The organism is Psychrobacter sp. SC65A.3 (assembly GCF_025642195.1).
Lineage (GTDB): Bacteria > Pseudomonadota > Gammaproteobacteria > Pseudomonadales > Moraxellaceae > Psychrobacter > Psychrobacter cryohalolentis.
This window is the reverse complement of sequence record NZ_CP106752.1, coordinates 2,796,515-2,810,215: the sequence shown is the minus strand read 5'-3', so window position 1 is coordinate 2,810,215 and position 13,701 is coordinate 2,796,515. Positions and strand designations below refer to the sequence as shown.

13 protein-coding genes are annotated in these 13,701 nt (G+C 42.0%); 8 read left to right on the top strand and 5 right to left on the bottom strand.

The window, feature by feature from the left end:
- Nucleotides 1-74 precede the first annotated feature (74 nt).
- Entirely contained in the window at nt 75-1,358 is a 1,284-nt protein-coding gene (mltG, locus tag OEG80_RS11905; protein WP_263241002.1) for an endolytic transglycosylase MltG, read from the top strand.
- A gap of 111 nt (nt 1,359-1,469) precedes the next feature.
- Entirely contained in the window at nt 1,470-2,147 is a 678-nt protein-coding gene (tmk, locus tag OEG80_RS11900; RefSeq protein WP_263241001.1) for a dTMP kinase, read from the top strand.
- Nucleotides 2,148-2,284: 137 nt separating this feature from the next.
- On the opposite strand, the gene OEG80_RS11895 is transcribed toward tmk, so the two are convergent.
- Nucleotides 2,285-4,579 (bottom strand): cation:proton antiporter, encoded by a 2,295-nt coding sequence (locus tag OEG80_RS11895; protein WP_263241000.1) that lies wholly within the window; start codon nt 4,577-4,579, stop codon nt 2,285-2,287.
- Between the two features lie 827 nt (nt 4,580-5,406).
- Between OEG80_RS11895 and OEG80_RS11890 the strand changes: the two genes are divergently transcribed.
- The 4 genes from OEG80_RS11890 to purC all read left to right on the top strand — a co-directional run bounded on the left by OEG80_RS11890 (nt 5,407) and on the right by purC (nt 9,499).
- Entirely contained in the window at nt 5,407-6,864 is a 1,458-nt protein-coding gene (locus OEG80_RS11890; protein ID WP_011512531.1) for a Do family serine endopeptidase, read from the top strand.
- Nucleotides 6,865-7,400: 536 nt separating this feature from the next.
- On the top strand, nt 7,401-8,306 hold the full coding sequence (gene dapA / locus OEG80_RS11885) for a 4-hydroxy-tetrahydrodipicolinate synthase (protein ID WP_263240999.1): 906 nt from the start codon (nt 7,401-7,403) through the stop codon (nt 8,304-8,306).
- 14 nt (nt 8,307-8,320) lie between these two features.
- Nucleotides 8,321-8,656 carry a hypothetical protein gene (locus OEG80_RS11880; protein WP_263240998.1) on the top strand — a complete coding sequence of 112 codons (336 nt, stop codon included), beginning with the start codon at nt 8,321-8,323 and terminating at the stop codon, nt 8,654-8,656.
- Nucleotides 8,657-8,785: 129 nt separating this feature from the next.
- Nucleotides 8,786-9,499 (top strand): phosphoribosylaminoimidazolesuccinocarboxamide synthase, encoded by a 714-nt coding sequence (gene purC, locus OEG80_RS11875; RefSeq protein WP_133103911.1) that lies wholly within the window; start codon nt 8,786-8,788, stop codon nt 9,497-9,499.
- A gap of 73 nt (nt 9,500-9,572) precedes the next feature.
- On the opposite strand, the gene OEG80_RS11870 is transcribed toward purC, so the two are convergent.
- On the bottom strand, nt 9,573-10,076 hold the full coding sequence (locus tag OEG80_RS11870) for a hypothetical protein (protein ID WP_263240997.1): 504 nt from the start codon (nt 10,074-10,076) through the stop codon (nt 9,573-9,575).
- 209 nt (nt 10,077-10,285) lie between these two features.
- Between OEG80_RS11870 and OEG80_RS11865 the strand changes: the two genes are divergently transcribed.
- Both OEG80_RS11865 and OEG80_RS11860 read left to right on the top strand, forming a co-directional pair.
- Entirely contained in the window at nt 10,286-10,924 is a 639-nt protein-coding gene (locus OEG80_RS11865; protein ID WP_263240996.1) for a DNA-3-methyladenine glycosylase, read from the top strand.
- Nucleotides 10,925-11,009: 85 nt separating this feature from the next.
- The gene (locus OEG80_RS11860) at nt 11,010-11,321 is read left to right on the top strand and encodes an NGG1p interacting factor NIF3 (protein ID WP_263240995.1); all 312 of its coding nucleotides are present in this window, start codon (nt 11,010-11,012) and stop codon (nt 11,319-11,321) included.
- Between the two features lie 32 nt (nt 11,322-11,353).
- On the opposite strand, the gene OEG80_RS11855 is transcribed toward OEG80_RS11860, so the two are convergent.
- The 3 genes from OEG80_RS11855 to OEG80_RS11845 all read right to left on the bottom strand — a co-directional run bounded on the left by OEG80_RS11855 (nt 11,354) and on the right by OEG80_RS11845 (nt 13,659).
- Nucleotides 11,354-11,725, bottom strand: a complete 372-nt coding sequence (locus tag OEG80_RS11855; protein WP_011512538.1) for a hypothetical protein — start codon at nt 11,723-11,725, stop codon at nt 11,354-11,356.
- A 203-nt stretch (nt 11,726-11,928) separates the two neighbouring features.
- Nucleotides 11,929-12,552 (bottom strand): hypothetical protein, encoded by a 624-nt coding sequence (locus tag OEG80_RS11850; RefSeq protein WP_263240994.1) that lies wholly within the window; start codon nt 12,550-12,552, stop codon nt 11,929-11,931.
- Nucleotides 12,553-13,455: 903 nt separating this feature from the next.
- Complete coding sequence (locus OEG80_RS11845) at nt 13,456-13,659, bottom strand: CsbD family protein (RefSeq protein WP_011512540.1); 204 nt, start codon at nt 13,657-13,659, stop codon at nt 13,456-13,458.
- Nucleotides 13,660-13,701 lie beyond the last annotated feature (42 nt).

The following is a 13,701-nucleotide window of genomic DNA, read 5'->3' as shown; positions in this document are numbered from 1 at the left end:
AAGCTAAGCAAATCCCATTGAAAAATAAGCGGTTCAGTGCTAAATTCTAGCAAACTTCTGCCTCGCGAGTGACCATGAGCACGCCAACCCCTGAAACGCCTCCTGAACGTCCTAATGATACGCTATCGAATGACCAAAAAGGTACTGCTGACGAGCGTATCGACGGGGTACCTTTGAATTCAAAGCCAGTCGATGAGACAGGTGTAGAGGAAGTTCCGCCTACAGATGTCTCGCTCATAAGTGGTAATAATAAACCACGTCATTATAAAGCCGATAACCCTTCATTCTTTATGCAGCGCGGTTATCAAGTGTTGTTGGTACTCGGGTTAATTGCTGCATTTTTCTTAGTCATGGTTTATCAGACCTTATTTGGTCGGATTGAACAGCCGCAGCAAATGGTGACGATTGAAAAGGGTCAGACCTATTACGGGTTGCTACCGCAGTGGCAACAGGAAATTCCGCTATTTTCTGCCACGATTGCCAAGCTTTATATGAAAACGCAAGTCGATGGTCCATTGCACGCAGGTATTTACCAATTACCGGAAAACCCTACTATTGCTGAAGCGCTACACGTGCTTGGGCAAGGGGTAAAAGCGGCGATGGTTAAAGTACAAATTATCGAGGGCAAAACCTCAAAAGATTTGTATCAGGCGCTACGTGATAACAAAGGCATCAAAAAAGAAGTGCTGACCGCTGACAGTACGAATGCTAGCATCGCAGAAGCGTTAGATTTGGTTGGCATATTGCCGGATGCAGTTGCCAATAGTAATGATCCTATCGTCAATCACAATCTTGAGGGCTGGTTTGCCCCTGATACTTATTATTATGGGGAAGGCACTACCGACAAGAAGGTATTGACCGACTTGTACAAACGCCAACAGCAAGCGCTGACCAAGGCATGGGAAAACCGTGCGCCAAATCTCCCTTATCAGACTCCTTATGAGGCACTGGTGATGGCGTCTATTATCGAAAAAGAAACCAGTGTGGCAGCAGAGCGTCCTTTGGTCTCAGCCGTCTTTAATAATCGTTTGAACAAAAGCATGCGTATGCAGACGGATCCTACCATTATCTATGGTATGGGCAGCCGCTATGAAGGCAATATTCGCCGTAAAGACATCGATGAAAAAACGGGTTATAACACCTATCAAATCGATGGTTTGCCGCCGACACCCATTGCACTGCCGTCAGCGGCTTCTATCGAAGCAACCTTACATCCTGCCGATAGCGCAGCGCTATATTTTGTGGCGACAGGCAACGGTGGGCATAAATTTACCAATAGCCTAGCTGAGCACAATCAAGCAGTTAAAGAGTATCTCGGTGTCATGCGTGAGAAGAAAGCTCAAACGCCGTCGCAGTAACACTATTTTATGTTGCTATTTATATTGCTTTAAAAAACCATCATTTATTGAGCATTATCGTTATAAAAATAAAAGTAATGATAACGCTCAACAATGACATAAGGTCATATCATGTCAGCATCCATACAAGCGCCGCTTTCTCAAACCACCACTACGCCCATTCACGGGCGTTTTATTAGTTTTGAGGGCACTGAAGGTGTTGGTAAAACCACGGCGATTGAGCAACTATGTGCGCGTCTGCAAGCGCGCGGCATTGATTATCTGCGCACCCGCGAGCCGGGTGGTAGTCCGTTTGCTGAACGCTTGCGCGAGATATTGTTAGACCCGAATACCGCTATCAACGATGATACAGAGTTGCTACTCATGTTTGCTGCGCGCTGTGATCATATGCAGCAAGTCATTTTGCCAGCGCTGCAACGTGGTACATGGGTAATATGTGACCGCTTTACCGACTCGACGGTTGCTTATCAAGGCTTTGGACGTGCAGATGGCGATGCGATTGTCCGTGCCAAAATTGACATGCTTATCGAGCAGTTTGTGGTGCAATTACCCGAGCTTACACTGTGGCTAGATCTACCAGTATTAGAAGGCATGGCACGTGCTAATAAACGCAGTGCCGCTGACCGCTTTGAACAGCAAGCGACGGAATTTTTTACCAGAGTACATCAAGGTTTTAGTGTCCTTGCTAGCGAGCAGCCTGAACGTATCCAGCGTATTGATGCCTCAGGCAGCGCTAATGAGGTCAGCACACGAATATGGCAGACGATCGAAGAGAAGTTGGTTATTTAATAGACATTTTCATAAAGAAATAAGCTTGCTCCAATAAAAAGCCCCAACTAACTAGTTGGGGCTTTGTTAATTGATAGGCATTTAATAAACACTATTTAAGCGTTGTTTATTTAGGTTTTATCTATATGACTAGTATCTCAATCATTTTTACCTACATTTTTACTTAATACAGCTTCAGCAGTATTACTCTTGACCGCTTTATCTTGGCCTGAGTCCGGTAAACGGTTGGGGTCTAGAGAGCCGTTTTTATTTTTAGGCGCACTGCCATTACCGTTACCACTGTCTTTATTATTGCTGGCTATTTTCGGTATTACTGGCGTATTAGGATTCGCTGGCAATACTTCGGGATTGACCTGACTAGTACCAGCAGATTCAGCGGTTGCTATTTTTTCGTTAGCTCCTTCATCATTTAATGCTGTTGGCATGGTTGAAGATGGATTAGACGCTAAGCTAGCATCAGCTGACACATCATTAGGTAGATTTTGTTCAGTGTCTTTGTCGTTATCTATCAAAGATGCTTCCTCTACATCACTATCATCGTCCGCCAGCTCTATTTCTTGGCGTTTTTCAGGCGCTTTAGAGTCGGACTCAAAGCTTGCGTCAGCTGCAGCGCGCGCTTGCTCTTGTTGCGGCGTCACATCGACCGGTTTTGGCTGTACGTCATCATCGACGACCAATGAAACAAGCTTGCGATCACGCGGCACCGTACCATCGAATTTGTCAGTAATTACATGTAGCTTGCCTTCTTTATCGACCGTATAAAGCGGCACAAATTGCTTATTATCGGCTTTATATTGCTCAAAGCTATAGCTGTCGGTGATATTGGTGATTTTAATACGGGCTTTCTTGGACAGCATACTGGCAAGCTTGGTATAGGTCACATCTTTGCCAAATAGCCACTGCGAATGGAAGTTTCCTTGCTTGTCATCGCGCTCACTTTTGACTTTTTCATCGCTAAACTTTAAGCGGTACAGTTTGCGCTCACCGAACTCATGACGATAGTGAATCTCGGATAAAGTATTCAGCTCTTTATCCATACTCATAGCAAATAAACGTCCGATACCGATGAGATCCAAATGATGGTCAGCGTGGTCAGAGACAGGATTGCCAAAGTAAGTACGCAAGCCACTCATGCGCGCGCTAGCGATGTTGGTATAGTTATTATGAGCAACGATGACATCAAAGCCCTGATCCTTTAGCGAGGTAGCGACCAACAAAGCGACAGGGTTTGAGCCCACAACCAAAATACCGTTGGTTTCAGGTTCACGTACACCCAAAAAGTTCCCTACCATTTTTGCGCCCAAACCCTGAATCATCACCGTACCAATAATGACCAAAAACACCAAAGGCACTAGTAGCTCAACCCCTTGAATATCATACTCTTGTAGACGAATGGCAAAGAGTGATGAGATGGCAGCAGCAACGATACCACGCGGCCCAATCCAGCTGATCATCAGCTTTTCTTTGGTCTTTAGGTTAGAGCCGATAGATGATACCCAAACCGATAAGGGGCGGGCGACAAACATCACAATCGCTAGTAGCACGAGACCTGCAAAACCGACGCTCAATAAGCTTTCCAGCTCAACACGCGCTGCAAGAATAATGAATAAGACTGACACCAATAAGATGGTGAGCGATTCATTAAACTCTAAAATCGTATCACGTGGGAATTTTGGCCAATTGGCCAGCGCAACCCCAAGTACAGTCACCGTCAATAAACCGGATTCATGTTCCAGATGGTTGGAGATTGAAAACAACACCAGTACAAAAGCAAGGGTAAAAACATTGCGTAAAAATTCAGGAATCATATGGCGACGCATCAAAAATGCTAATGCCCACGCGCCAGCTAGCCCCATTGCTACTGCCAATACCACAATCTTAGCAAACAGCAAAATACTACTGGCTTCACCACCTGAGATAATATATTCATAGACCAGTACCACCGCAATCGCGCCGATAGGGTCGATAATGATACCTTCCCATTTTAAGATATTGGAGATGGTTTTATTGGGTCGTACACTGCGCAGTAACGGCATGATGACCGTTGGACCAGTCACGCAGACCAATGCCCCAAACAATAAGGCAATAATAGGGTCGATATCAAAGAGCAAATACGTCGACAGCGACACGATAGCGATAGTGATTAGCACACCGACGGAAACCAGCATCTGTACTACAGAGCCGTGTTGTTTAATCTCCTCAAACTCTAAGGTCAGCGATCCTTCAAATAAGATAATCGCTACGCCTAGTGAGATAAAGGGAAACATCAGTTCGCCGAGTACTAAGTCAGGATCGAAAACCCCTAATACTGGACCCACTATAATACCAATCAGTAATAAAAACAAAATGGACGGTTGCTTTAAATACCAAGCCAACCATTGGGCGGCAATGCCAATCCCAACCACGCCGGATAACAATAGGGCGGTATCCATAAATTAATCCTTTTATAATAATATAGTCATGCTGTAGAGCGATTCGAGGCTATAGCATTTAGCATAGACGGTTTTTTAGTTCATGATTCATTCACATCACTATTAAAAGTCGCTATCAAAAATCGCTATCGACGGTTACCGCAAGAGTCACAGCAAGAGTCATGTATACTATATAGTAGCAAACACAGAATAATAGCAAAGATGAATACGCTTCTAGATAAAGTCGCGGAGCTTTAGAATATAAGATCTAATAGCCAGAAGTGCAAAAGAAAGAAGATACGGTAAAATAATAGCCAATTTAAACAATGAAACATTAATAAGTTTCAGCGCTAACTTTTGTTTGTTTTAAATGTGTTTTACTGGTTATCATAACATGATTTTATTTTATATAACTGAGTGCTCACTGTCACCCAAAGCGTTACAAGACTCTTAAAAAGACAGACAGCATAAGTCATTTTGGTGATGAACTAGCGACTGAATGCTGCAACGATGTTGTTCACTAGCTATGGTTAATCAGTGATTCTAATAGCTATCATGCTAGCTCGATGAAGTCCTTAAGTGACGTCGCAAGTCATAATCGTATTCAGATGATTCTGAGTTTGCAGTGTGTGGTTTAGCGTATAGTGCAATTAGCATATTCAAGTTAACTTACCGTATTGAGATAGATGCTCAATAGATGACAAACTAAGCTGCAGTCAGCAAAAATACTCTATAAACTAAGATAAAAGTAATATTCATTAATCATGAATTAAAATGCCAAGCCGTGCTATAAGTTAATAGCATAGCTACTCACAAAAATTATAAAAATCACTTGGATGAGGGATAAGATGCCAATCGACATATCTAAATCGAAAATCACCATAGCTACCATGCAGCGCTTGCTTCAACGCAGCACCTTGGCAATCGCTGTCGCTACTACCATGGTTGTTGGTATTAATCTCAACACTATGCCAAGTGCGCAAGCAGCTGTCACCACAGCGGATTTTTCAGGATTGGTACAGCAAGTCACGCCAGCGGTGGCACGCGTCAATGTGACCAAAACTGTGAGTGAGGCTGAGCTTGCAAAAGCCCAAACGGCTGAGCTGTTACGGAAATTCTTTGGTGATCGCCTACGTATCCCTGATCAAGCTGCGACACCAGCGATTGAGCATGCGTATGGCACGGGATTTTTTGTGACCGATGATGGTTATATGCTGACCAATCACCATGTAGTGGCGGGCGCAGACAAAATTACAGTGACTCTCAATGACAGAACTGAGCTGGATGCGACCTTAGTTGGCAGCGATGAGCGCTCGGATGTGGCAGTATTAAAGGTCACAGGCAAAAAATTCCCAGCGCTACCGATTGGTGATTCTAATAGCCTAAAAGTCGGTGAACCAGTACTGGCCATTGGCTCGCCATTTGGTTTCGATTATTCAGCATCAGCAGGTATTGTCAGCGCCAAATCACGTAACTTTTCGCGTGAAACCAGTGTGCCATTTATTCAAACCGATGTGGCATTGAATCCTGGTAACTCAGGCGGACCTTTATTTAACCAGCGCGGTGAAGTGATTGGCATTAACTCACGTATTTTTAGTGGCACCGGTGGTTATATGGGATTGTCGTTCTCCATCCCGATTGATGCGGCAATGGATGTTTATGAGCAGCTCAAAACCAATGGCAAGGTTGAGCGTGCTTATTTAGGTATTTATCCGCAAGATATCGATCGCAATCTCGCCGAAGCCTATAACCTAGCGCGTCCGCAAGGGGCGTTACTGACACGCGTGTCGCCTGATTCACCTGCCCAAAAAGCAGGACTAAAATCAGGGGATATTATTTTACGCTACAATGATGTCCAAATTATGGAAGCCTCTGATTTATTGAACCTGATTAATCGCGCGCGTCCCAATGATGGCTTTCGCATGCAAATCCAGCGTAATGGTAAGCAATCGCTTGTCACTGGCAAGCTGAGTGATGCCTCAAATGACATGCAATCACAAAGCCGTGGTCAGCAAAATAACGAGATAAGTCTGGGCTTAGCCTTACGTAATTTGACCCCAGAGGAACAAGCAGAGCTGGCTTCTGATAATAAAACTGGTGTCTTGGTCACAGCGATTGAACCAACTGGATTGGCAGCACGCTCAGGCATATTAGCAGGCGATATCATTACCAACCTACATCAAAAACCGATTAAAACCGTTAATGATGTTTCGAGTGCGGTGTCGGTATTGCCTAAAAAGGGAGTGGTGACGATCGAAGTTATGCGTCAAGGTATCCCCGGTATTATTGGATTACGGATAGAGTAGTTAAAGATATTGCTATTACTTGTGGCACAAAAGGACATAAGCGTTTGTTTGCTTGTATCGGCTAGCCAACGATGTGTTGACGATTGGTTAAAAGGCTTAAAAAGGTTTTATCGTCCCTTGGCAATTACGCTAAACTGACGGTTTGGTTTAAAAGTTAGATTTTATCCATTTTACTGTATATTAATGGCAAATGAGATTGAAGCAGCTGGGTAATTATTTTCAGAATGGCTTGCTTTGGCATTAATTGATTGATAGCGGTCAATCCAAAATATGCTACACTAGCAGGCGTTTTTATAGCGAGATAATCATCCTATTAATGTCAGATAAAATGGCGTCAAGGACGGTATAAGACATACAAACATTCAGTATTAACCTCGAGCAAGATCTTACCAATGATGTTTAAGAGCATGCATATTATTTATAGTATCCATGCAGCTATTTGACAATGAATACTTCAAAATATGCATTGGTACTTGCAAACGACCTATCATGTGATAGCTTTAATCAAAGCTAGGATACGAGAGTAAGGCACAGTTATGAGCACAGCATACGACGATATTAAAACCCGACTACAAGGCTCAATGGTAGCTTTGATAACGCCCATGCTTCGTGACGGCACGGTCGATTATAAACGTCTGGCAGACCTCATAGATTGGCAGATTGAACAAGGCACACATTGCCTTGTCGCTGTTGGTACCACTGGCGAATCTGCAACCTTGTCAATGCAAGAGCACAGCGATGTCATTCGCTATTTTGTACAGCATGTTAAAGGTCGTGTGCCGGTGATTGCAGGTACTGGTGCGAACAATACGGTGGAAGCCATTAAGCTGACCCAAGATGCCGCAGATGCCGGTGCAGATTGTGCATTATTGGTCGCCCCTTATTATAACAAGCCGCCACAAGAAGGCTTATATCAACATTACAAAGCCATTGCTGAAGCTGTTAATATCCCGCAAATGCTGTATAACGTCCCTGGACGCACCGTCGTTGATATCGCGCAAGAAACAGTCGAGCGTTTAGCGGATATCGATAATATCGTTGCTATCAAAGACGCGACAGGTTCTGTTGCTCGCGGTGAACAATTAATAAAAGCAGTTGGCGATCGTCTTATTGTCTTGTCTGGTGATGATGGTAGTGCCCTTGAGCTGATGAAATTTGGTGGTAAAGGGAATATTTCTGTGACTGCCAACGTCGCACCAAAAGCGATGAGTGAAACCTTTACAGCAGCCTTGCGCGGTGATTTCGATACCGCCAATCAAGTACATGATATCGTTAAACATTTACATCGTGACTTGTTTATCGAATCAAGCCCTATTCCAGCCAAGTACGCTTTGCACAAAATGGGTATGATAGATCAAGGTATTCGCCTGCCGCTAGTATGGCTAGCCGAGCAACATCACGCGACGATTGATAGTGCTTTGGTTCGTGCAAACTTATTATAAAATGATGCGTGTAAATGCTAACTCAGAGAGATAATATGATGAAAGTATCATCAATGACTGCAAAAATATTCCCTGCTGTAATGACGGTCGTGTTGGGTAGTACGTTAGTATTAAGCGGCTGCCAAGCGACAAAAGAATTTATTGGTAAGCGTGACAATGGTAGCCTAGAGTATCAGCAAAGTAAAAAGTTGACGCCGTTACAGCTGCCAGCTGCTCAAGAGACTGCACCTTTTGTACCGCTTTACCCAACCCCTAATGCAGGCGCCAATACGCTCACATTACAGAACGAGTCTGGTAAACAGTACCAGCTACCAAAACCGCAACGCGCTGTTGCGAGTCGTACTGAATAAAGTCTTTTTTAACCTTATCTATGCCGCTGATGCTTTTATCAATACTAATGTATCTCATTGGTTTTATAAGTTATCAGCGGTCGCTGCGCGTTTTTACCACATAAGCTTGAACGAACAGGAAACCTCCTAATGCAAAAGCAAGAACTGCTCTATAAAGGCAAAGCCAAATCTGTTTATGAAACAGAAGACAACGACCTGCTGATTTTACATTTCCGTGATGACACCTCAGCGCTTGATGGTAAGCGTATTGAACAACTTGCACGCAAAGGCGTGGTTAATAATCGCTTTAACGCGTTTATTATGCAAAAGCTTGCTGACGCTGGTATCGAGACGCATTTTGAAAAGCAATTGTCTGATGATGAAGTGTTGGTCAAGCGTTTGGATATGATTCCGGTTGAATGCGTTGTGCGTAACTTTGCTGCGGGCAGTTTGGTACGTCGTTTAGGGTTGGAAGAAGGTCAGGCTTTGACGCCACCGACTTACGAGCTGTTCTATAAAGATGATGCGCTTGGCGATCCGATGGTTAATGAGTCAATCTCAATTTCTCTTGGCTGGGCAAATGAAGCACAGCTTGTTAAAATGAAAGAGCTGAGTCATCAAGTAAATGAAGTTTTGACAGCGCTGTTTGATGCTGGTGATTTGATACTAGTAGATTTCAAACTAGAGTTTGGTGTATTTCATGACCGTATCGTCTTAGGTGATGAGTTCTCACCAGATGGCTGCCGCATTTGGGATAAAGCCACTAAGAAGAAGCTCGATAAAGACCGCTTCCGTCAGTCATTAGGTGATGTCATCGAAGCTTATGAAGAAGTGGCAAGCCGTATCGGTGTACCACTGAGCTAAATGTAGAAAAATTACAACCGTTAAAACATAAAAAAACTGAGCCATGGCTCAGTTTTTTTTGCACTTAAATTTATTAGCTGTCTTTACGAGCGTCTTTGATTTTCTTAGCAGCAAACTCCATGGCATCTGCCGCTTTATCTGCTAATGTACCGACCACTTCTTTTGCCTTTGTAGTAGCAGTATCAGCTAAAGAAGAGTCTTTATCGCCCTTACTTTTAGCATTTTTATTTGAAGACTTACTATCTTTACTATCGTCTTTATCTGATGCTTTGTTGTCTTTGTTGTCTTTGTTGTCTTTGTTGTCTTTGTTGTCTTTGTTGTCTTTGTTGTCTTTGTTGTCTTTGTTGTCTTTGTTGTCTTTGTTGTCTTTGTTGTCTTTGTTGTCTTTGTTGTCTTTGTTGTCTTTGTTGTCTTTGTTGTCTGAGCTATTATTTGAATTCTTACTATCAGAACCTTTATCAGTATTCTGATCTTTAGTGTCATTGGCAGTGTTGTTGTCTTTTACATCATTTTTTTTGTCTTCTGCTTTATCACTACCATTTTGCTGCTTATTGCCTTGACTATTAGAGTTACTCATTGTTATATCCTTTTAATTTAATTATGTTTTTTAGTGTGGTATATCTGGGATCAAGATTACTATTATATTGAGTTAACTGTCTGTATAACATCAGTTGCAATAAGTAATGGTGGTCGCTATCAGACAGCCTTTGATGGCTTTTTATGTTAAATTTATGCTGCTGTGATAATAGAGTGTAAATACAAACCCTTATAAAAAGGTTATGACTGATGTTAGCGTCTCAAGTTGTATCGAGTGTTTTGGAGCCATCTTGGTTTGCCCGTCCCACTTGCGTGGTGGCTGCCGACTTAATTGGCAAGGTGTTGTGTCGAGAGCTGACAGACAGCGATGGTCAACAAAAAATCTTGCGTATGCGTATCTCAGAGACAGAAGCCTATATTGGCAAGGGGGATGCTGCGTGTCATGCGCATGCAGGCACACGTACGCCGCGTACAGAGATTATGTACCATATAGGCGGTGTTTTTTATGTATACCTGACTTATGGTATTCATCATATGCTCAATTTGGTCAGTGGACCAACAGAATCGCCAGAAGCTGTTTTAATACGTGCTGGATTTTTAATAGAGGATAGCGCTCGCTTAATGAATGAGCAATTATTAGACGTTAATAAACAACTTAATCATATCAAACAGCTGGCAGGTCCTGGCAAGCTGACCAAGGGCTTACAGATAGATAGAACGTTATACGGTAAGCCAATCACTCCTGCGTCAAAAGTTTGGGTGGAGGATGACGGTTGTCAGCCGCTAGTATCATTACGCCCCCGTATCGGCATTGATTATGCTGGCGACGCAAAAGAGTGGTTGCTGCGTTATATATGGACTGATCACCCTTCTTTGTCAAAAAAGTAGAAATTTTTTTATAGTTTTAACTTAATTTTCAAGTATTTGATGAGGCGATTAATTTAATAAGGTTGCTATTTAATGAGGCTAGGACATGTATAAACTCACCGTTTTTGTACCAGACTCAGTATTAGAACAGGTAAAGTCGGCGCTATTTGCAGCAGGTGCTGGCAAAATTGGCGATTATGAGCAATGTTGCTGGCAAGTGCAGGGGATAGGGCAATTCATGCCACTCGTAGGTAGCACGCCACATATTGGTACACAGGACAGCTTAGAGAAAGTCAATGAATGGCGGGTAGAGATGGTGGTTGCGAAGGTTAATATTGGTGATGTCATTATCGCATTAAAGCAGGGGCATCCTTATGAAACACCTGCTTATGATGTGATTGAAGTCTTAGATTTTTGATCGCAGTTTTCAATGCTTCTTAAAACAGACTATTAGTCTTCTTTTATTTTTAAGACATTATAGCCGGGATAGCCAAGCTCGATTTTATAATCTTCACCACCGCGGTATGCTTTTACTTTTATTTTGTTGTCGCCTTTTTTGTATTTAACGTCTTCAACACGGTAACCCATACTACGGACTTTATTTGCTGCTCTTTGCTCGATAGCAGGACGGTAAATATCTTTATCAACGTTATTGATGGTTTCCTTATGTTTCTTATAGACGCTACTGTCTTTATAAATATCTTCATAAAGATCGCCATAAGGGTTATATCCAGGTGTCGTAACACAACCTGTGGTTATCGTTAATAGCACTGCTGCCATACTGCCCGCTGCTGTGGTTTTTAGTAAAGAGTTAATGTTCATAAGATGATCTCAGTAATGATATGAAAATTGCGTATGAAACGACGATAAATAGATAGTATACGATAAACAAAAAAAAGCGATAAAAAATGGTCAAATAAACCAAGGGCTGGCTTATTTGACCGCGGACATCAAATACTAAATGATGCCAAAATTTGATAAATAATAGAACGAATAAATGTTATTTGGATGCTATGGCTTTAACATTAATCTTTTTTAATCTTGATTACATTCAAGTTTGGATAGCCAAGTGTAATCTCATACTCTTGTGAGCCGCGTTTGGCTTCAATCTCAAACACGCCACGATTGTTCTTTTGTTCAAACTCGATATCTTTGACTCGATAACCCATACCCTCAACTTTATTGATAGCACGGCGTTTAATCGCTGGATAACGTGATTCGTTTTTGATGCTATCTTCATTTTTATAATGTTTATCTTTATATTTGCCATTATCTTTATAGTCGTTTTTATCATCCCAGACATTAGACCAAGATTTTTTGGTCGAGCTGATCAGCCTAAGATCTGGTGAGCTGTATTTTAGTTCATACGCTTGATTATTTTTCTTAGCAAGAACCGTCAGCACACGGTTACCGCGGTAGCTCTCTGTTCTGACGTCCATCACGTTATAACCTTTACGGCGTAAATCCTGACGCAGCTGCTGAATGGCACGGTTGTTTTCAGCGTGGTTATAACCGCTGTTGTCATTGTATATCGGATAATTGTCATAACCTGAACCGGCGACAGCGCAGCCAGCAGTAACGCCGACGAGTGAAAATGCAAGTGAGGCAGAAAGGACAGTTTTAAACGAGAAAGGTTTTAACGTTTTCATGATGGAATCTCCTAAGATATAAGTTGACTTAAAAAGTGCTTATATACAGTTGCAAAATTTTGTCAATATATAATGCAGAATAACGCTAACAATCATGAATAATACGCAAAATATGCTTATAAACTATGGATGTTTGTTCTTAATTATCGTTATTCTTGAAATATTTTCTTACATACACATAGTAAGACTTAAAGCTCATTAATACGTGTCGTTGGTGTTAAGAAGTTGTAAATTTTGCAAATAATTGCGTAAGCATTCGATACTTTGAGTGACTAAGGTGTTGCTTAGAACAGCAAGTATCGCTAACACTTAGGTAGTTTGTATTAATTTTTTCTAACTCAAACATAGTTATTTATGTTAAAAGCTATTAATATCATATGGTTAAGTTTTTTGATATTCTGAATTTGAGCTCACGTAAGCATATGCTTACACGCAATGACGTTTACGCGACTTAACAGTAGCTCAATAATTTGACACTATACACACACGGCATAAGGGAATGTGACTCAAGGATTGAGTTGACCGTATTAAGGATAATATTTCAACGGCTAGCATCAGGATGATAATAGCAATTGGATTAAGGACACATAACCCGTGTTGCAGGCAGATAATGCCACTAGTAGTAAAAAGGGCAGGATGCCCAACTGTCACAATATGCTCAATATCTTGCAAGGATGCAGCGATTAGAGCCGTGATGGGTAACAAGGATAGTTAACAATAAAACCGCATAACAATTAATTGCTATGCGGTTTTATCGTGTCTGAGGTTTGAGCTTTGTCCCTGATAAGTATCTGCTGATACGCTGAGCATAAAAAAACCGCATTAGAAACTAATGCGGTTTTCGTTTAAATAATCTGCCTACAAAAATTTTATCTTAACTCTTGTTACAAGCAGCACTATTTACTAGTATTTATTTTCAGTACGCCATGCATCTACTTCACGCTCAGCATCGTCTTTACTATGACCATAACGCTCTTGTACTTTACCAACGAGCTTATCACGGCTACCTTCAACATGTAATAAGTCGTCATCAGTAAGGTCAGCCCATTTCTGCTTTGCTGAGCCTTTTACTTGGTTCCACTCGCCTTTTAGAGTATGTTCATTCATTGCTATTTTCCTTGTTTTAGTCATTGCGTCTTTTACAGTAGC